Here is a 16,437-nt window from a genome sequence, read left to right as displayed (position 1 = left end):
GGGAGAGAGGGGATAAAAGCCTTACTTCGTGATACGACCCTGAGCATCTTTCAGCGCAGCATCAACCGTCTGACGACCGCTTGCTGCGTTGATGACGGCGGTACGGGTGGCGTACCAGAACGCTGCCATTTGTGGGATGTTCGGCATGATTTCGCCTTTCTGGGCGTTATCCATGGTTGCCGCGATACGTGGGTCTTTCGCCAGCTGATCCTGGAAGGATTTCAGCGCAACCGCGCCCAGCGGTTTGTCCTTGTTCACTTCATCCAGACCCTGATCGGTCAGCAGGTAGTTTTCCAGGAACTCTTTCGCCAGCTCTTTGTTCGGGCTGGCAGCGTTAATACCTGCGCTCAGCACGCCAACAAACGGTTTAGACGGCTTGCCTTTAAAGGTTGGCAGCAGGGTTACGCCGTAGTTGATTTTGCTCTTGTCGATGTTGGTCCAGGCCCACGGACCGTTGATGGTCATCGCGGTTTCGCCTTTGTTGAACGCCGCTTCTGCGATGGAGTAGTCGGTATCCGCGTTCATGTGTTTGTTCTTAATGAGGTCAACCAGGAAGGTCAGGCCTGCTTTCGCGCCAGCGTTGTCCACGCCCACGTCTTTCACGTCATATTTGCCGTTTTCAAATTTGAACGCGTAACCGCCGTCGGCAGCAATCAGCGGCCAGGTGAAGTACGGTTCCTGCAGGTTGAACATCAGCGCGCTCTTACCTTTCGCCTTCAGCTCTTTATCCAGTTTCGGGATCTCTTCCCAGGTTTTCGGTGGGTTGGGTACCAGGTCTTTGTTGTAAATCAGAGACAGTGCTTCTACCGCGATTGGGTAAGCGATGATCTTGCCGTTATAGCGAACGGCATCCCAGGTGAACGGGTACAGTTTGTCCTGGAAAGCTTTGTCCGGCGTCACTTCAGCCAGCAGACCCGACTGGGCGTAGCCACCGAAACGGTCATGTGCCCAGAAGATGATGTCCGGACCGTCACCCGTTGCAGCCACCTGCGGGAATTTCTCTTCCAGTTTGTCCGGGTGTTCAATGGTAACTTTGATACCGGTGTCTTTCTCGAATTTCTTGCCCACTTCGGCCAGGCCGTTATAGCCTTTATCGCCGTTAATCCAGATAACCAGCTTACCTTCTTCAATTTTGGCGAGAGCCGGTGCGGAAATCATCATTGCTGCAAGGGCGGACAATGCGAAAACGCGTGCGCCAGTCTTGATCTTCATATCTGCCATCCTTTTTTGGTGATGTGCTCGTGGATACACTGAGGTGGTTCAACGTGACTCAGTCTCCTTATTTGACATCCTCTTTCCATCCTCCCAACCCCTACGCCCCACCCCCCGTTTGTGTGATCTCCGTTACATAAATTTAAGTTATGAGTGCTGGCGCACATAAAAACACAGTGAATTTTGCAGGTGGCTTCACGAATTTCGCCTCAGCCCTCCAGCGGCGGTCGCAGAGCCTGCTCTCTCATCCTCCCGCCTCCTCCCCCATAAAAAAGCCGGGGGGTGGAGGATTCACGAAAGTAATGGATACCCCATAGTGAACTTATCTTGAATGTTTCTGTCGGTGACAGGTTGTAACGAAGGGAGAAGGGCATGGCGAGCGTACAGCTGCGTAATGTAACGAAAGCCTGGGGTGACGTTGTGGTGTCGAAAGACATCAATCTGGACATCCACGAAGGTGAATTCGTGGTATTTGTCGGCCCATCTGGCTGCGGTAAATCAACTCTGCTGCGTATGATTGCCGGTCTTGAAACCATCACCAGCGGCGATTTGCTGATTGGTGATACCCGAATGAATGACATTCCGCCTGCCGAACGTGGCGTCGGCATGGTTTTCCAGTCTTATGCACTCTATCCCCACCTTTCCGTAGCCGAGAACATGTCCTTCGGTCTGAAGCTGGCGGGCGCGAAAAAAGAGGTGATTAACCAGCGCGTCACGCAGGTGGCGGAAGTGTTACAGCTGGCACACCTGCTTGAGCGTAAACCAAAAGCCCTCTCCGGTGGTCAGCGTCAGCGTGTGGCAATTGGCCGTACGCTGGTCGCCGAACCGCGTGTGTTCCTGCTCGATGAACCGCTTTCTAACCTGGATGCCGCCCTGCGCGTCCAGATGCGTATCGAAATCTCCCGTCTGCACAAACGTCTTGGCCGCACGATGATTTACGTCACCCACGATCAGGTCGAAGCGATGACGCTGGCCGACAAAATTGTGGTGCTGGACGCCGGTCGCGTGGCGCAGGTGGGTAAACCGCTGGAGCTTTATCACTACCCGGCAGACCGCTTTGTTGCGGGCTTTATTGGCTCGCCAAAGATGAACTTCCTGCCCGTCAAAGTGACCGCGACAGCCATTGAACAGGTACAGGTGGAGCTGCCAAACCGTCAGCAAGTGTGGCTGCCGGTCGACAGCGCCAACGTACAGGTGGGGGCCAATATGTCCCTCGGTATTCGTCCTGAGCATTTACTGCCGAGCCACATCGCCGATGTGACGCTGGAAGGTGACGTTCAGGTCGTCGAACAACTTGGTCACGAAACACAGATTCATATCCAGATCCCCGCCATCCGTCAGAACCTGGTCTACCGCCAGAATGACGTGGTGTTGGTAGAAGAGGGTGCCACATTCGCTATCGGTTTGCCGCCAGAGCGTTGCCATCTGTTCCGTGAGGATGGCACCGCATGTCGTCGGTTGCACAAAGAGCCAGGCGTTTAAGCATTCCAATTACAAAGAAAAGCAATGATCTCAGGAGATAGAATGATGATTACTCTGCGCAAACTTCCTCTGGCAATCGCCGTGACGGCAGGCATTTTGTCTGCACACGCGGGTGCCGTGGACTTTAAAGGTTATGCTCGTTCTGGCATTGGCTGGACCGGGAGTGGCGGTGAACAACAATGTTTCCAGGCAACCGGTGCACAAAGTAAATACCGTCTTGGTAACGAATGTGAAACCTACGCCGAACTGAAACTGGGTCAGGAAGTGTGGAAAGAGGGCGATAAGAGCTTCTATTTCGACACTAACGTTGCGTATTCCGTTTCTCAGCAGAATGACTGGGAATCCACCAGCCCGGCCTTCCGTGAAGCAAACGTGCAGGGTAAAAACCTGATTGAATGGCTGCCAGGCTCCACCATCTGGGCCGGTAAGCGTTTCTATCAGCGTCATGACGTCCACATGATCGACTTCTACTACTGGGATATCTCTGGTCCTGGTGCGGGTATCGAAAACATCGATCTGGGCTTCGGTAAACTGTCTTTGGCCGCGACCCGTTCTTCTGAGTCCGGCGGTTCTGCAACCTTCGCCGATCGTGATGCGAACGGCGACCGTATTTATGACAACGTAGTACCAAACGATGTCTTCGACGTCCGTCTGGCCGGCCTGGAAACCAACCCGGGTGGTACACTGGAACTGGGTGTTGACTATGGTCACACCAACATTCCTGACGACTACTATCTGCAGCCTGGCGCCTCTAAAGATGGCTGGCTGTTCACCGCTGAGCACACCCAGAGCATGTTGAAAGGCTTCAACAAGTTCGTGCTGCAGTACGGTACGGACTCCATGACCTCTAACGGCAAAGGTATTCCGCAGGGCGGTAGCATTGATAACGACGGTTCCATGTGGCGTGTGCTGGACCACGGTGCAATCACCCTGGCAGACCGTTGGGACCTGATGTACGTCGGTATGTACCAGAATATCGATCGTGACAACAACAATGGTACAGAGTGGTGGACTGTCGGCGTTCGTCCAATGTTCAAATGGACGCCAATCATGAGCACCCTGCTTGAAGTGGGCTACGACAACGTTAAGTCTCAGAAAACTGACGAGAAAAACAGCCAATACAAAATCACCCTGGCACAGCAATGGCAGGCAGGCGACAGCATCTGGTCTCGCCCGGCTATCCGTGTCTTCGCAACCTACGCGAAGTGGGATGAGAAATGGGGCTATGCGAACAACGACTCAGGCGCAGGTTACACCTCTGGCGTAGCGTATAGCGACACTTCCGCGAAAACCTTCAGCCGTGGCGACTCCGACGAGTGGACCTTCGGTGCCCAGATGGAAATCTGGTGGTAATTCGGTAGACCTGACGTAATGACCTAAAAAGAGGGGCGTAAGCCCCTCTATCCTTAGGGTGCTGCGCGCTATTGCCTGGCCACCGCAGTGCTCACGCTATCAGAGGTAATAACAATGAAAATGAAGAAAAGTCTCGTCGCGCTGTGCCTCTCTGCGGGGCTGCTGGCCTGTGTTCCGGCGATCACCTTCGCAGATGTCAATTTCGTGCCACAAAATACCAGCGCTGCGCCTGCCATCCCGGCGGCGGCGCTCCAGCAACTGACCTGGACGCCGGTTGACCAATCCAAAACCCAGTCAACCCAACTTTCTGCGGCAGGCCAACAGCTTAACGTGCCGGGGATTGCCGGTCCGGTTGCCGCTTTCAGCGTCCCGGCCAATATTGGTGAGCTGACCCTGACGCTGACCAGCGAAGTAAGCAAGCAGACCAGCGTATTTGCGCCTAACGTACTGATTCTGGACCAAAACCTGACGCCATCTGCCTTCTTCCCGAGCGACTATTTTGGCTACCAGGAACCTGGCGTCATGAGTGCTGACCGCCTCGAAGGCAAAATGCGCCTGACGCCTGCTCTGGGACAGCAGAAGATTTATGTCCTGGTCTTCACCACGGACAAAGATTTGCAGCAGACCACTAAGCTCACCGACCCGGCAAAAGCCTATGCCAAAGGAACCGGTAACTCTGTTCCGGATATCCCGGATCCGTTAGCGCGTCATGTCACCGACGGGTTGCTGAAGCTGAAAGTCTCAACAAACAGTGCTTCCAGCGTACTGGTTGGCCCTCTGTTTGGTTCATCCGGTACAGGCCCGGTCACGGTGGGGAACACTGCTGCGCCTGTGTATGCCGCACCCGTTGCTACGGCGGCGGCTCCAGCTGCAACCGCAGCCCCGGCTCCGGCGAAGAAAGCCGAGCCGGTACTGAACGACACCGAAGAATACTTCAATAACGCCATTAAGCAGGCGGTGAAGCGCGGCGATGTCGACAAAGCGCTGAAACTGCTTGATGAAGCCGAACGTTTAGGTTCAACCACTGCCCGTTCCACCTTTATCAGCAGTGTAAAAGGCAAGGGGTAACCGTTTCCCCACAGTGCTGATTTGTTAGTAGTTTAGTGCGCCTGAGTGGGCGCACTTTTTTTGGTGTCACACGGGCTGTTGCGCTCTTGTTGCGATCGTGATCGTTAAATAACGTTTGGCCCCCCTCAATCCGCTTTTCTGCGATACAATGCCATTACGTTATGTATCGGAGAGTCTGGCATGTCACACCCCGCGCTAACGCAACTGCGTGCGCTGCGCTATTTCGACCAAATACCTGCGCTTGACCCGGAGCAACTGGACTGGCTGCTGCTGGAAGATTCCATGACTAAACGTTTCGAGCAGCAGGGCAAAACCGTTACGGTGACCCTGGTTCAAGAAGGGTTTGTCTCTTGCGCTGAGATCGCCTCTGAGCTGCCCCTGTTGCCGCAGGAAGAACGCTACTGGCTGCGCGAAATATTACTCTGTGCAGACGGTGAGCCATGGCTTGCCGGACGAACGGTTGTTCCCGAGTCCACCCTTTCCGGGCCAGAGCTGGCGCTACAACGGCTGGGGAATACGCCGCTGGGGCGCTATCTTTTCACGTCGTCCGAGCTTACCCGGGATTTTATTGAGATTGGTCGCGATGCCGAACTGTGGGGGCGTCGTTCCCGCCTTCGCCTGAGCGGTAAGCCGTTAATACTGACGGAGCTTTTTTTACCGGCATCGCCGTTGTACTAAGAGGAAGAAAAAATGGAGTGGAGCCTGACGCAGAATAAGCTGTTGGCTTATCACCGCTTGATGCGTACAGATAAACCCATCGGCGCGCTGCTGCTGCTGTGGCCGACCCTTTGGGCGCTATGGGTAGCAACACCAGGGGTACCGCCGCTGTGGATCCTGGGGGTGTTCATTGCAGGCGTCTGGCTGATGCGTGCGGCGGGCTGCGTGGTCAATGACTATGCGGATCGTAAATTCGACGGGCACGTAAAACGTACGGCCCATCGTCCGTTGCCCAGCGGGCAAGTGACCGAGAAAGAGGCCCGTACGCTGTTTATCGTACTGGTGCTGCTCTCTTTCCTGCTGGTGTTAACCCTGAACACCATGACCATTCTGCTTTCAGTTGCGGCCCTGGCTCTGGCCTGGGTTTATCCGTTCATGAAGCGCTACACCCACCTGCCTCAGGTGGTGCTGGGCGCGGCGTTTGGCTGGTCGATCCCGATGGCGTTTGCGGCGGTGAGTGAGTCCGTCCCGTTAAGCTGCTGGCTGATGTTCCTGGCGAACATTCTCTGGGCCGTGGCATACGACACGCAATACGCGATGGTAGACCGCGACGATGACCTGAAGATTGGCATTAAATCGACGGCGATCCTCTTCGGACGTCATGACAAGCTGATCATCGGTATCCTGCAGGTTGCGGTGCTGGCGTTAATGGTGACGATGGGTTACCTGAACGGGCTCAACTGGGCGTTTTACTGGGCCGTGCTGGTGGCGGGAATGCTGTTTGTCTACCAGCAGAAGCTGATTGCGAAACGTGAGCGTGAAGCTTGCTTCAAGGCGTTTATGAATAACAACTATGTCGGTCTGGTGCTGTTTTTAGGGCTGGCGATGAGCTACTTTTCGTAAAAAAACGGCAGCCAGAAGGCTGCCGTTTTTGTTTTCATCGCAGGTCATCAGACCGCTGCACGCTTCACTCGCCTTGCGTCGCACTTTCAATCGTTAAACGCACATCAGACGTGATCAGTTCGGCCAGCATCTGGTACACCTTCAGCGTCTCTTCCGGCTCGGCATCGCCCGTATCACTGATAAACCCTTCATCACGCAACGTCAGCACCAGAGAGCTGAAGACCGCTTTGTCGAAGAATTCCGGGGCGTTAATCCCGTGCAGAACAGACAGGCGCTGTGCCAGCGTCCGGCTCTCTTTCTCGAGCGTACCGCGGTTAATGGACGGATTCGCGCTCAGCAACCAGAAGGTGATAGCGTAGCGCTGCAGCGTTTCACGCGCGCCCGCCGCCAGCAGTTGCAGGGTACGGGACCGTGACGGATTGATATGCAGCTCGTCGTTCGTGACGGTAATCAGCCCCTGACGACGCAGCTCTTCGGTCAGTTTATCCAGCTCAGTCGCCAGTTCGTCCTTGTCCCAGCGCAGGAACAGCTCCGCTTTCAGCATTGGATAGAGCGTTTCAACATGACGCAACAGCTCCTGACGCGAGATGCGACGATGCTGGGTGATGATGGCCGCCATGAGCGAGGGCAGCATCAGCATATGCGCGATGTTGTTACGATAGTAAGTCATCAGCACCGCCTGCTCGCGCGGGAGAATGATGATGTCGCCGATGGTGTCCTTTTCGACTTCAAACTTGTTCATCTGCAGGGCATGCTCGATAAGCTCGCTTGCCGTGCTTACCGGTACGGTCGAATCCACCGAGTACGGCACGTTGCGCATCATATCCAGATAGCAATCCAGCTGCTCCGTAAGCTGTTCACGGGTCAGTGAACGCTGACGAGAGGCCAGAAGTGCCGTACAGCACAGGTTCATGGCGTTTGCCGCACCGGCGTTGTTAATGCGCACCATCAGTTCAGAGGCGATGCTGTTGACCGTAGGCGTCAGCCAGGCCGGGCGTATTGCTTCGATAGGATCGATAGACTCGCGCCACTCCGGAACATGGTTGTTCAGGTAGGTCATCAGCGGCATCGGCTCGCCAAAGTTGACGTAGCCCTGGCCAAGGTTGCGTAACTTGCTCAAGCCGCGCAGCATCTGCGGCAGGCTCTCTTTCTCTTTGGTCGCACCGCGCAGCTCTTTGGCGTAGGTGCCCACTTCCATCACGTGCTCGTAGCCAATGTAGATGGGTACCAGCGTGATCGGGCGGGTTCCCCCGCGCAGCATCGCCTGAATGGTCATCGACAGCGTGCCGGTTTTAGGATCGAGCAGACGACCGGTACGGGAGCGACCCCCTTCCACGAAGTATTCAACGGAATAACCGCGGCTGAACAGCTCGCCAAGATATTCACGGAATACGGTGGAGTAGAGCTTGTTGCCCTTAAAGGTACGACGGATAAAGAACGCCCCCAGGCGACGGAAAATCGGGCCGGCTGGCCAGAAGTTCAGGTTAATGCCGGCAGCGATGTGCGGCGGTACCAGACCCTGGTGATAGAGCACATAGGAGAGGAGCAGATAGTCCATGTGGCTGCGGTGGCAGGGGACATAGACAATCTCATGGCCATCATGGGCCAGCTGGCGTACGCGCTCGGCGTTATGAACGTTGATGCCCTGATAGAGGCGGTTCCACGTAAAGCCCAGGATACGATCGGAAAGACGAATCATCTCGTAAGAGAAGTTCGCGGCAATCTCTTCCATCAGCGCAATAGCGTTCTGCTGTGCTTTCTCATGGGAAATCTTTTTGCTGCGCGCTTCGTCTTCAACGGCCCTGGCAATCGCTTTGGAGGCCAGCAGCTTGTTGAAGAGGTCCTGACGTGCAGGAAGACGCGGGCCGACGGCAGCCAGACGCTGACGGGCGAAGTGCATACGCGCCACGCGCGCCAGTTTCTGCGCGATAATCTTGTCGGTGCCGTGTTCGTCCGCCATACGGCGCAGCGAAACGGACGGGGAGAAACGCACGAAGCTGTCACGTCCCAGCCAGGAGACCGCGAAGAATTTCTGAATGCCGTTAAGCATGCGCAGCGGTGGGTTCTCTTCACCTTTCTCTCTGCCCGGGCGACGACCAAACATCACCGATACCGGCACCATCTGCACATCCAGACCCGGATTGCTGCGGTGCAGGTCGAGATAGTCGTGGAAAAGCTTGATGGACTCTTCCTTTGGCGTGTAATAGGTAAACACGCGCGGCCCGCCGTGAATGAACACATAGCGCGGCAGCAGAGTGCCGTCGACTTCGAGGGGTTCAAGCGGGTCAGGTAAATCATGCGCCAGACACTGGGCGCGAAGCGTCAGTAGGTCTGCCTTCGAGTTATAAGGCAAAACGTACATAATTGGGCGTGACGTATCGAGCCCCAATTCCAGCGCGGGTTCCGCTGGGATAGACTTGCTTTTTACCAGGACGCTTAATGGTAAATTAAGTAATTTGTAGTAAATTCGTGGCCAGCCGGACATAAACGATGTAAAGCCTCTGGTTAATAATGCAATTGCGGCGCAAGGATAACAGAAAGCGCGCAAAATTTCTGTTGTTACCCGTCATACTTCAGGCAGCAGCGAAACACGCTGCGCCTACTGTTACTGACGCTATTTTAATTAAAAGGTTCTTTTAATGGCCAATAATACCACTGGGTTAACCCGAATCATCAAAGCCGCCGGCTATTCATGGAAAGGTTTCCGTGCAGCGTGGGTCAATGAAGCCGCGTTTCGCCAGGAGGGCGTCGCCGCTATCATCGCGGTGATTATCGCCTGTTTCCTTGATGTTGATGCGATTACCCGCGTTTTGTTGATCGGCTCCGTGCTGTTGGTGATGATAGTGGAAATTCTCAATAGCGCTATTGAGGCCGTGGTGGACCGTATCGGCTCTGATTTCCATGAGCTCTCCGGCCGGGCGAAAGACATGGGGTCTGCTGCCGTATTGCTGGCGATTATCACTGCGGTCATCACCTGGGTCACGCTGCTTTGGTCACATTTCCGATAAGCCTCGAGAAATAATTAAGTCCCTGGTTTTTTGTGCAGTTTTTGGTTCCAAAATCGCCTTTGACTGTATATACTCACAGCATAACTGTATATACACCCAGGGGGCGGAATGAAAGCGTTAACGACCAGGCAGCAAGAGGTGTTTGATCTCATCCGGGATCATATCGGCCAGACGGGTATGCCACCCACGCGTGCGGAGATCGCTCAGCGTCTGGGTTTCCGTTCTCCGAATGCTGCCGAAGAACACCTGAAAGCGCTGGCGCGTAAAGGCGTCATTGAGATTGTATCGGGCGCTTCGCGTGGCATCCGTCTGCTGGTGGAAGAAGAGACAGGCATTCCGCTGGTGGGCCGTGTCGCGGCAGGTGAACCTTTGCTGGCACAACAGCATATTGAAGGTCACTACCAGGTTGACCCGGGCATGTTTAAACCGAGCGCAGATTTCCTGCTGCGCGTCAGCGGCATGTCGATGAAAGATATCGGTATTCTGGACGGCGATCTGCTCGCAGTTCATAAAACCCAGGACGTGCGCAACGGGCAAGTTGTGGTCGCGCGTATTGACGATGAAGTTACCGTTAAGCGTCTGAAAAAGCAGGGTAACACCGTCCAGTTACTGCCTGAAAACAACGAGTTCTCCCCGATTGTGGTGGATCTCCGCGAACATAACTTCTCTATTGAAGGGCTGGCTGTTGGGGTTATCCGCAACGGTGAATGGCTGTAATCATGTCATAACAGGCTACGGACCTGCCGTAGCCTGATTCAATCTCCACTGCCGGTATTTTTCATGTCACTGCTGACGACATCAGATAAGGCATTGTGGCGTCTTGCACTGCCAATGATTTTTTCCAATATCACCGTCCCTCTGCTGGGACTGGTAGACACGGCTGTTATTGGTCATCTGGATTCCCCCGTTTATCTGGGCGGCGTCGCGATCGGCGCGACGGCAACCAGCTTCCTTTTTATGCTGCTGCTCTTTTTGCGTATGAGTACCACCGGGCTTACGGCTCAGGCGTACGGCGCAAAAGATCCGTTGCGTCTGGCGCGAGCGCTGGTACAACCCTTGATCCTTGCCCTGGGCGCGGGTGCGCTGATCGTGGTGTTGCGCACGCCACTGATTGATCTGGCGCTGCATGTCGTTGGCGGTAGCGAGGCGGTACTTGAGCAGGCGCGGCGCTTCCTTGAAATTCGCTGGCTCAGCGCGCCTGCATCACTGGCGAACCTGGTTCTGCTTGGCTGGTTACTCGGCGTGCAGTATGCCCGTGCGCCAGTCATTCTGCTGGTGGCAGGCAATCTTCTCAACATCGTGCTTGATGTCTGGCTGGTGATGGGTCTGCATATGAACGTGCAGGGCGCCGCGCTGGCGACGGCAATTGCAGAATACGGTACCTTTTTCATCGGCCTGTGGATGGTCTGGCGCGTGCTGGCCCTGCGCGGTATCTCGCTTGCGATGCTCAAAACCGCGTGGCGCGGCAATATCCGCACGCTGCTGGCGCTCAACCGCGACATTATGCTGCGCTCGTTACTGCTTCAGCTCTGCTTTGGCGCGCTGACGGTCTTTGGGGCGCGACTTGGGCCGGAGATCGTCGCGGTTAATGCGGTCCTGATGACGCTGCTCACCTTCACCGCGTATGCGCTGGATGGCTTTGCCTATGCCGTTGAAGCCCATTCCGGGCAAGCGTATGGCGCACGCGAAAGCGGCCAGCTCCGCGAGGTGTGGCGGGCCGCCTGTCGTCAGTCAGGCCTTGTGGCGCTGGCGTTTGCACTCATTTACGCCTGTCTGGGTGAACAGATCGTTGCTTTACTCACCTCCCTCCCATCGCTGCGCGAACTGGCGAGTCACTATCTCTTCTGGCAGGCAATCTTACCGGTGGTGGGTGTGTGGTGTTATCTGCTGGACGGCATGTTTATTGGCGCGACGCGAGGTGCGGAGATGCGCAATAGCATGGCGGTCGCTGCGGCGGGATTTGGTCTGACGTTGCTGACGCTGCCGTGTCTGGGCAACCACGGTTTGTGGCTGGCTCTGGCGGTTTTCCTCGCGTTACGTGGCCTGTCGCTGGCCTTTATCTGGCATCGTCACTGGCGAAATAACACCTGGCTGCCTTCCCGCCACGATATATCGTGACGGTTAAAGATTCCGAATATAAAAACAACTGCCGAATCCTTAACTACAATAATAATCACGTCCAGCAGAAAAGAACGAAGCGGACGAAACTTACAGACGCTTAACACGAGGACACGATTATGAATAAAGACGAAATCGGCGGCAACTGGAAGCAGTTCAAAGGTAAAGCGAAAGAACAGTGGGGTAAGCTGACGGATGATGATATGACCATCATCGAAGGTAAACGCGATCAGCTGGTGGGTAAAATTCAGGAACGTTACGGCTACGAGAAAGATCGTGCTGAAAACGAAGTGAAAGACTGGGAAACCCGTAACGATTATCGCTGGTAATCCTTTACTCCCCCTGAGGGCGGCTTCGGGCCGCCTTTTCTTTTGCCGTTAACGCGGCTTTTTCTTCACCAGTACCGAATGGTCGTGCTGGCACTCATCCTGGTGTCGACAGGCTTCTACCTCTACGCAGGCTGAGCACAGGCCGTGCGCTTCAATCACGTTATGACGCAACGCAAAGCCCATTTTGGCTGCCAGCGTATGCATAATATCTTCAACGCCTTCCGCACCTTCTTCCTTCACGCTGCCGCAGCGATCGCAGATAAACATGGCCGACGTATGGGTTGGCTGATCGAACAGATGGCACAGCACATAGCTGTTTGTCGATTCAACTTTATGCACAAAGCCCTGTTCCAGCAGGAAATCCAGCGCGCGGTACACCGTTGGCGGTTTAGCCTGTGGCTCGCTTTCGCGCAGCAGATCAAGCAGATCGTACGCGCTGATCGCGCCCTGCTGCAGACTCATCAAACGTAATACTTCAAGGCGCTGCGGAGTCAGGCGCACATTGCGTTGCACGCACAGCTTTTCTGCCTGCGCTAACAGCTCTTTTGTGGACTTATCCATTTAGCACCCCGGATGTTATAGGCTGGAAAACCCCCACTTTATCATGTTCTGCTAAAAACACCGAGATCCGCCAGGCTGTGCTATACCTGACGCAACGCAATCCGGGGAATAAACGATGAAAAGACCTGACTGTATTCGACACTGGCGCGACGTAGAAGGCGCAGATGACTCAACCTATCCCGACAGTAGTGAACGTTTTTCCATTGGCGCACCGCTGGCGCGTAAGCTCGGCCTTGGACGCATTGGTATACACCATGAGCGCTTACCGCCAGGCCGACGGACCTCTTATCCTCATGCTGAAAGCGACGAAGAAGAGTTTATCTACGTGCTTGAAGGCTACCCTGAAGCCTGGATTAACGGATATTTATGGAAACTTGAACCTGGCGACAGCGTGGGCTTTCCCGCCGGAACCGGGGTCTGTCATACCTTCATCAACAACACCGACGAAGAGGTACGGCTCCTGGTGGTGGGTGAGGCCAACAAGAAGCATAACCGTATCTATTACCCGCTTAATCCGGAGTACGCCGCCACGCGCGACGATCGCTGGGTAGACCACCCTCCTCAGTTTTTCGGACCGCACGATGGAAAACCTGGGAAAAAATAATTTCCTCTTCTATAAATATTGAGGGCCGTCACAAATAACTACAGGCCTGGCGGGAATTTAACTTAAGGAAATAGCGGGTCTTTTTGCACTTATTCACAGCAATAGTTCGTTCCTGTTTGGGAGATAACAGACAGGGGTTATTTAATAACAGACTATAAGACGAGCATACTGTGAAAAAACATTTTAAATTTTCGGTGGTTAGCATCGCTGTCTCCATGTTTATGGCAAATCAGGCGGGAGCAGCCAATACCTGGACAGAATCACGTAGCGACGCCATGGGGGGCACGGGTGTCGCGGCCGGAAACTATGGCAGCGGGGCGTTAATCAACCCTGCGCTACTGGCGAAGGCGAAACCGGACGACGATGTGACGGTCATTTTACCATCCGCTGGCGTGCAGGTGACCGATGAAGACAATCTTCAGGATGAGATTGATACCATCAACGATAAAATCAACCATTACAAAGACGTGGTTGATAACCTTACACCGATTGAGATCATTACCAACCCGTTAGGTTCCATCAACCAGTTCCAGGGCGCGGCGAAAGATCTCGCCGATGAGCTGGATTATCTCAAGGGCAAAACGGCACGCGCCACGGCGGGTGCGGGGATAGCCGTCAGTATTCCTAACGATGTCCTTTCCGTGGCCTTTATGGCTAAAGGCTATGCCCACGGACGCGTCAGTTCTTCTATTGATCAGCAAGATATTGATTACCTGCGCGGTATTCAACGCAGCGATGCGGTGGCTGCCGGCGTTGCACTGGACGCTGCGCTGAACGGCACCGATCAAATCACGAAAAACCTCAACTCAACGGCGTCTGGCCGGGCGGCAATTGTCTCCGACTATGGTATCGCGGTGGCGCGTCAGTTCGAGCTTGGCGGTGTTCCGGTGTCTGTTGGCGTGACTCCAAAACTGCAAAAGACCTGGGTTTATAACTACACCACCTCCATTTACGATTATGACAGCAACAAGTGGAACGACAGTCGCTACCGTACTGACGACACCGGCTTTAACGTTGATGCCGGTATCGCGGCCGATTTTGGTGAGCACTGGACGGTCGGCGTGAGCGGGCAAAACCTGATGTCACGCGATATCGACACCAAAGACATTCGCATCCGTAACGGGCGCACGGGGGAGGTGGTGAGCTATAAAGATACCTACCAGATCCGCCCTCTGGTTACCGCGGGTGCCGCCTGGCATAACGATCTGGTGACGTTAACCGCCGATGGCGATCTGACGGAAACCAAAGGCTTCAAAAGCGAAGACACTTCTCAGTATGTTGGCATAGGCGCCGAAGTGACGCCGCTGAACTGGCTGGCGGTGCGTGCGGGTTTCCGTGCTGACATGAAAGGTAACGACAGCAATGTCTTTACTGGCGGTGTCGGTTTTGCACCGTTTAACACGGTCCATGTCGACCTGATGGGCCTGTACGGTGAAGACGAGACCTGGGGCGCAGGCGCCCAGCTGAGCATGACCTTCTAAAGTGCACCGGAGGCGCTGCGCCTCCGGCTTTTCTTTGTGCTATAGTAGCGCCCCCTTTTCACCAGATGCTTAAAACTTCGCCATGTCGTCAGAATTACAGACTGCTTTCCCTGCACACCGTTTCTCCATTGCGCCGATGCTCGATGGGATTGATATATCATTACAATCAATGACATATGTTTTTGTGGGGTGCTATTGGTGACCTAACCCCTCGCACCAACTTACGAATTCACCTGTTTGAGCTCCTTCCTTGCTGCCGCCCTACGCTGATCAAGATAATCTGCCAAATCCTTCACATGCACCAGGCGTGGGGCTTTGTTAGAGTCTGCCGCCCGAAAGCTTGGGATGGGCAGCTTACCGGCGTTGGCCCGCTTGTTGGCGAGCTCGGTTGAGATTCCGAGGTATTTCTCTGCAATCTTCTCCAGAGGAATGTCAGAAGTCTCGAACTCAGCCATTAACAAGAACATTGTATTCATAAACACCTCACACCACGCTCAGGCCATGACAGTGGCGCCAGACTTCAAACATGCGTTTTACCACTTCACGGGCATAATACCCGTAGTCGTCTATCGTCAGATCGTAGCGGTCGCCGTATTGCTGACGCATAAATTTCTCGAAAGATAACTGCACTGGTGTTCTTTTCATCACTACCCCTGAACTCTGGTTTTTCTGTTGGCAGCTTTACCGTCAGACTGCGGGTGTTCTTCCATTGGTATGGTAGTCACGATGGCCTGACGGTGTACTGATGGCTTAACGAGGAAGACCGCCTTACCATTCGTCAGCGCCCATCCGCCTTCACGACCACATTTGGCAACACAGGCACAGACTTTTCGCGATAACCCCTTGCGGTTGATATCGAACAAACCCGCGCTGCCCAGATCGGCAATCAGGTTCCCCGCATCACCACCAATGCGCTCGATGTAACGCTCTATGGCGTGGGTGGTGATCCGGTAGTGGCGATAGTAGACTGAGCCCGAGAGACTCATGCGGGGTTCTACCGTATAGGCCGGTATTGCTACCGGCGCTACTGTGTTCATTTGGCCACCCCTTCATCATGAGCAGCTGCAAATCCAAGGGACAGCGCGAGAGACAGAGTCAGTCCTGCTAAAAAACCACAGTTAGCAGTACCCCACTGCATGCCGCTGGCGAAAAAGGTAAAGACACCTGCGCCACACACCATGAGAAATGCAAACCAGAAACGACGGCTCATAGCGTTTCCTCCCATGTATTCAGGCTCTCGCCGCAGAATGGGCAGAAATTCAGTACAACGCCACCACCAACAAACGCCCCAGAGTGCATCTGTGCGAGATCGGTTCCTGGGTCGCCGGTTTCAGTATTGACCCGCATGGGAATAAACAAGCCTTTACTGCGCGGCGTAGGATTGCCATATTCAAGAGAGCGCAACAGCAGCCCGCAGCGGGTCACAATTTTGTTGCCTTCAACACGACATTTTTCGGTGCTCATCGCTTCTCCTCCCGCTGCGCTGTTTTGTAGGCGCTCAGTACGTGCTTTGTCTTGCCGGAAATAACGGTCTTCATAAAAATGCATCCCCGGTACTCACTGATAACTTCCGGCGTCAGAAACAGAACGGTGTCGACCACGCGGTTATGTTTGCTGCGCTCAAGGATGGTGCTGGTGATCGTTACTGTTGCCACCGCGCC

20 protein-coding genes are annotated in these 16,437 nt (G+C 54.6%); 11 read left to right on the top strand and 9 right to left on the bottom strand.

The window, feature by feature from the left end:
* Positions 1–21: 21 nt before the first annotated feature.
* Entirely contained in the window at positions 22–1,212 is a 1,191-nt protein-coding gene (gene malE, locus AAIR21_RS24110; RefSeq protein WP_020882849.1) for a maltose/maltodextrin ABC transporter substrate-binding protein MalE, read from the bottom strand.
* A 372-nt stretch (positions 1,213–1,584) separates the two neighbouring features.
* Between malE and malK the strand changes: the two genes are divergently transcribed.
* The 5 genes from malK (at position 1,585) to ubiA (ending at position 6,675) form a co-directional block, all read left to right on the top strand.
* Positions 1,585–2,694: a maltose/maltodextrin ABC transporter ATP-binding protein MalK gene (gene malK, locus AAIR21_RS24105; RefSeq protein WP_014168196.1), complete on the top strand. Its 1,110-nt coding sequence runs from the start codon at positions 1,585–1,587 to the stop codon at positions 2,692–2,694.
* A gap of 42 nt (positions 2,695–2,736) precedes the next feature.
* Positions 2,737–4,047 carry a maltoporin gene (locus tag AAIR21_RS24100; RefSeq protein WP_020882848.1) on the top strand — a complete coding sequence of 437 codons (1,311 nt, stop codon included), beginning with the start codon at positions 2,737–2,739 and terminating at the stop codon, positions 4,045–4,047.
* 114 nt (positions 4,048–4,161) lie between these two features.
* Positions 4,162–5,115, top strand: coding sequence for a maltose operon protein MalM (gene malM, locus AAIR21_RS24095; RefSeq protein WP_032681924.1), 954 nt, complete (start codon positions 4,162–4,164; stop codon positions 5,113–5,115).
* 180 nt (positions 5,116–5,295) lie between these two features.
* The gene (ubiC, locus tag AAIR21_RS24090; RefSeq protein ID WP_014168199.1) at positions 5,296–5,793 is read left to right on the top strand and encodes a chorismate lyase; all 498 of its coding nucleotides are present in this window, start codon (positions 5,296–5,298) and stop codon (positions 5,791–5,793) included.
* Between the two features lie 12 nt (positions 5,794–5,805).
* Positions 5,806–6,675, top strand: coding sequence for a 4-hydroxybenzoate octaprenyltransferase (gene ubiA / locus AAIR21_RS24085; protein WP_025206398.1), 870 nt, complete (start codon positions 5,806–5,808; stop codon positions 6,673–6,675).
* Positions 6,676–6,739: 64 nt separating this feature from the next.
* On the opposite strand, the gene plsB is transcribed toward ubiA, so the two are convergent.
* Positions 6,740–9,160: a glycerol-3-phosphate 1-O-acyltransferase PlsB gene (plsB, locus tag AAIR21_RS24080; protein WP_020882845.1), complete on the bottom strand. Its 2,421-nt coding sequence runs from the start codon at positions 9,158–9,160 to the stop codon at positions 6,740–6,742.
* Between the two features lie 154 nt (positions 9,161–9,314).
* Between plsB and AAIR21_RS24075 the strand changes: the two genes are divergently transcribed.
* The 4 genes from AAIR21_RS24075 to AAIR21_RS24060 all read left to right on the top strand — a co-directional run bounded on the left by AAIR21_RS24075 (position 9,315) and on the right by AAIR21_RS24060 (position 12,130).
* Positions 9,315–9,683: a diacylglycerol kinase gene (locus AAIR21_RS24075; protein ID WP_014168202.1), complete on the top strand. Its 369-nt coding sequence runs from the start codon at positions 9,315–9,317 to the stop codon at positions 9,681–9,683.
* 108 nt (positions 9,684–9,791) lie between these two features.
* A complete protein-coding gene (lexA, locus tag AAIR21_RS24070; protein WP_014168203.1) occupies positions 9,792–10,400 on the top strand; it encodes a transcriptional repressor LexA in 609 nt (202 codons plus the stop codon).
* A 63-nt stretch (positions 10,401–10,463) separates the two neighbouring features.
* On the top strand, positions 10,464–11,801 hold the full coding sequence (gene dinF, locus AAIR21_RS24065; protein WP_126488538.1) for an MATE family efflux transporter DinF: 1,338 nt from the start codon (positions 10,464–10,466) through the stop codon (positions 11,799–11,801).
* 119 nt (positions 11,802–11,920) lie between these two features.
* A complete protein-coding gene (locus AAIR21_RS24060) occupies positions 11,921–12,130 on the top strand; it encodes a CsbD family protein (protein WP_014168205.1) in 210 nt (69 codons plus the stop codon).
* 48 nt (positions 12,131–12,178) lie between these two features.
* On the opposite strand, the gene zur is transcribed toward AAIR21_RS24060, so the two are convergent.
* Complete coding sequence (gene zur / locus AAIR21_RS24055; RefSeq protein ID WP_014168206.1) at positions 12,179–12,691, bottom strand: zinc uptake transcriptional repressor Zur; 513 nt, start codon at positions 12,689–12,691, stop codon at positions 12,179–12,181.
* A 115-nt stretch (positions 12,692–12,806) separates the two neighbouring features.
* Between zur and AAIR21_RS24050 the strand changes: the two genes are divergently transcribed.
* Both AAIR21_RS24050 and traF read left to right on the top strand, forming a co-directional pair.
* Complete coding sequence (locus AAIR21_RS24050; RefSeq protein WP_032679386.1) at positions 12,807–13,295, top strand: cupin domain-containing protein; 489 nt, start codon at positions 12,807–12,809, stop codon at positions 13,293–13,295.
* A 215-nt stretch (positions 13,296–13,510) separates the two neighbouring features.
* Positions 13,511–14,776 (top strand): conjugal transfer protein TraF, encoded by a 1,266-nt coding sequence (gene traF, locus AAIR21_RS24045; protein WP_194373075.1) that lies wholly within the window; start codon positions 13,511–13,513, stop codon positions 14,774–14,776.
* Between the two features lie 221 nt (positions 14,777–14,997).
* On the opposite strand, the gene AAIR21_RS24040 is transcribed toward traF, so the two are convergent.
* The 6 genes from AAIR21_RS24040 to AAIR21_RS24015 all read right to left on the bottom strand — a co-directional run.
* Complete coding sequence (locus AAIR21_RS24040) at positions 14,998–15,252, bottom strand: pyocin activator PrtN family protein (RefSeq protein WP_422701752.1); 255 nt, start codon at positions 15,250–15,252, stop codon at positions 14,998–15,000.
* 7 nt (positions 15,253–15,259) lie between these two features.
* Positions 15,260–15,382 (bottom strand): hypothetical protein, encoded by a 123-nt coding sequence (locus AAIR21_RS24035; RefSeq protein WP_422701755.1) that lies wholly within the window; start codon positions 15,380–15,382, stop codon positions 15,260–15,262.
* Positions 15,383–15,423: 41 nt separating this feature from the next.
* Positions 15,424–15,813, bottom strand: a complete 390-nt coding sequence (locus AAIR21_RS24030; protein ID WP_422701751.1) for a hypothetical protein — start codon at positions 15,811–15,813, stop codon at positions 15,424–15,426.
* The gene (locus AAIR21_RS24025) at positions 15,810–15,986 is read right to left on the bottom strand and encodes a hypothetical protein (protein ID WP_155404615.1); all 177 of its coding nucleotides are present in this window, start codon (positions 15,984–15,986) and stop codon (positions 15,810–15,812) included. Before AAIR21_RS24025 ends, AAIR21_RS24030 begins: the two co-directional genes overlap by 4 nt.
* A complete protein-coding gene (locus AAIR21_RS24020) occupies positions 15,983–16,240 on the bottom strand; it encodes a hypothetical protein (RefSeq protein WP_047356116.1) in 258 nt (85 codons plus the stop codon). The genes AAIR21_RS24025 and AAIR21_RS24020 overlap by 4 nt, the downstream gene beginning before the upstream one ends.
* Positions 16,237–16,437, bottom strand: a 201-nt coding sequence (locus tag AAIR21_RS24015; protein ID WP_434682406.1) for a hypothetical protein, incomplete at its 5' end; no start/stop codon positions are given. The genes AAIR21_RS24015 and AAIR21_RS24020, both read right to left, overlap by 4 nt.

The organism is Enterobacter sp. PTB (genome assembly GCF_051130085.1).
GTDB lineage: Bacteria > Pseudomonadota > Gammaproteobacteria > Enterobacterales > Enterobacteriaceae > Enterobacter > Enterobacter ludwigii.
This window is presented reverse-complemented; position numbering and strand designations above follow the sequence as displayed.

Bases quoted from the DNA above. Each gene is read 5' to 3' on its own strand.
- malK (WP_014168196.1), top strand. From the start codon at position 1,585: ATGGCGAGCGTACAGCTGCGTAATGTAACGAAAGCCTGGGGTGACGTT.
- plsB (WP_020882845.1), bottom strand. From the start codon at position 9,160: ATGTCCGGCTGGCCACGAATTTACTACAAATTACTTAATTTACCATTA.
- zur (WP_014168206.1), bottom strand. From the start codon at position 12,691: ATGGATAAGTCCACAAAAGAGCTGTTAGCGCAGGCAGAAAAGCTGTGC.
- ubiC (WP_014168199.1), top strand. From the start codon at position 5,296: ATGTCACACCCCGCGCTAACGCAACTGCGTGCGCTGCGCTATTTCGAC.
- malE (WP_020882849.1), bottom strand. From the start codon at position 1,212: ATGAAGATCAAGACTGGCGCACGCGTTTTCGCATTGTCCGCCCTTGCA.
- AAIR21_RS24075 (WP_014168202.1), top strand. From the start codon at position 9,315: ATGGCCAATAATACCACTGGGTTAACCCGAATCATCAAAGCCGCCGGC.
- malM (WP_032681924.1), top strand. From the start codon at position 4,162: ATGAAAATGAAGAAAAGTCTCGTCGCGCTGTGCCTCTCTGCGGGGCTG.
- dinF (WP_126488538.1), top strand. From the start codon at position 10,464: ATGTCACTGCTGACGACATCAGATAAGGCATTGTGGCGTCTTGCACTG.
- ubiA (WP_025206398.1), top strand. From the start codon at position 5,806: ATGGAGTGGAGCCTGACGCAGAATAAGCTGTTGGCTTATCACCGCTTG.
- traF (WP_194373075.1), top strand. From the start codon at position 13,511: ATGTTTATGGCAAATCAGGCGGGAGCAGCCAATACCTGGACAGAATCA.
- AAIR21_RS24025 (WP_155404615.1), bottom strand. From the start codon at position 15,986: ATGAGCCGTCGTTTCTGGTTTGCATTTCTCATGGTGTGTGGCGCAGGT.
- lexA (WP_014168203.1), top strand. From the start codon at position 9,792: ATGAAAGCGTTAACGACCAGGCAGCAAGAGGTGTTTGATCTCATCCGG.
- AAIR21_RS24040 (WP_422701752.1), bottom strand. From the start codon at position 15,252: ATGAATACAATGTTCTTGTTAATGGCTGAGTTCGAGACTTCTGACATT.
- AAIR21_RS24100 (WP_020882848.1), top strand. From the start codon at position 2,737: ATGATGATTACTCTGCGCAAACTTCCTCTGGCAATCGCCGTGACGGCA.
- AAIR21_RS24020 (WP_047356116.1), bottom strand. From the start codon at position 16,240: ATGAGCACCGAAAAATGTCGTGTTGAAGGCAACAAAATTGTGACCCGC.
- AAIR21_RS24050 (WP_032679386.1), top strand. From the start codon at position 12,807: ATGAAAAGACCTGACTGTATTCGACACTGGCGCGACGTAGAAGGCGCA.
- AAIR21_RS24035 (WP_422701755.1), bottom strand. From the start codon at position 15,382: ATGCGTCAGCAATACGGCGACCGCTACGATCTGACGATAGACGACTAC.
- AAIR21_RS24060 (WP_014168205.1), top strand. From the start codon at position 11,921: ATGAATAAAGACGAAATCGGCGGCAACTGGAAGCAGTTCAAAGGTAAA.
- AAIR21_RS24030 (WP_422701751.1), bottom strand. From the start codon at position 15,813: ATGAACACAGTAGCGCCGGTAGCAATACCGGCCTATACGGTAGAACCC.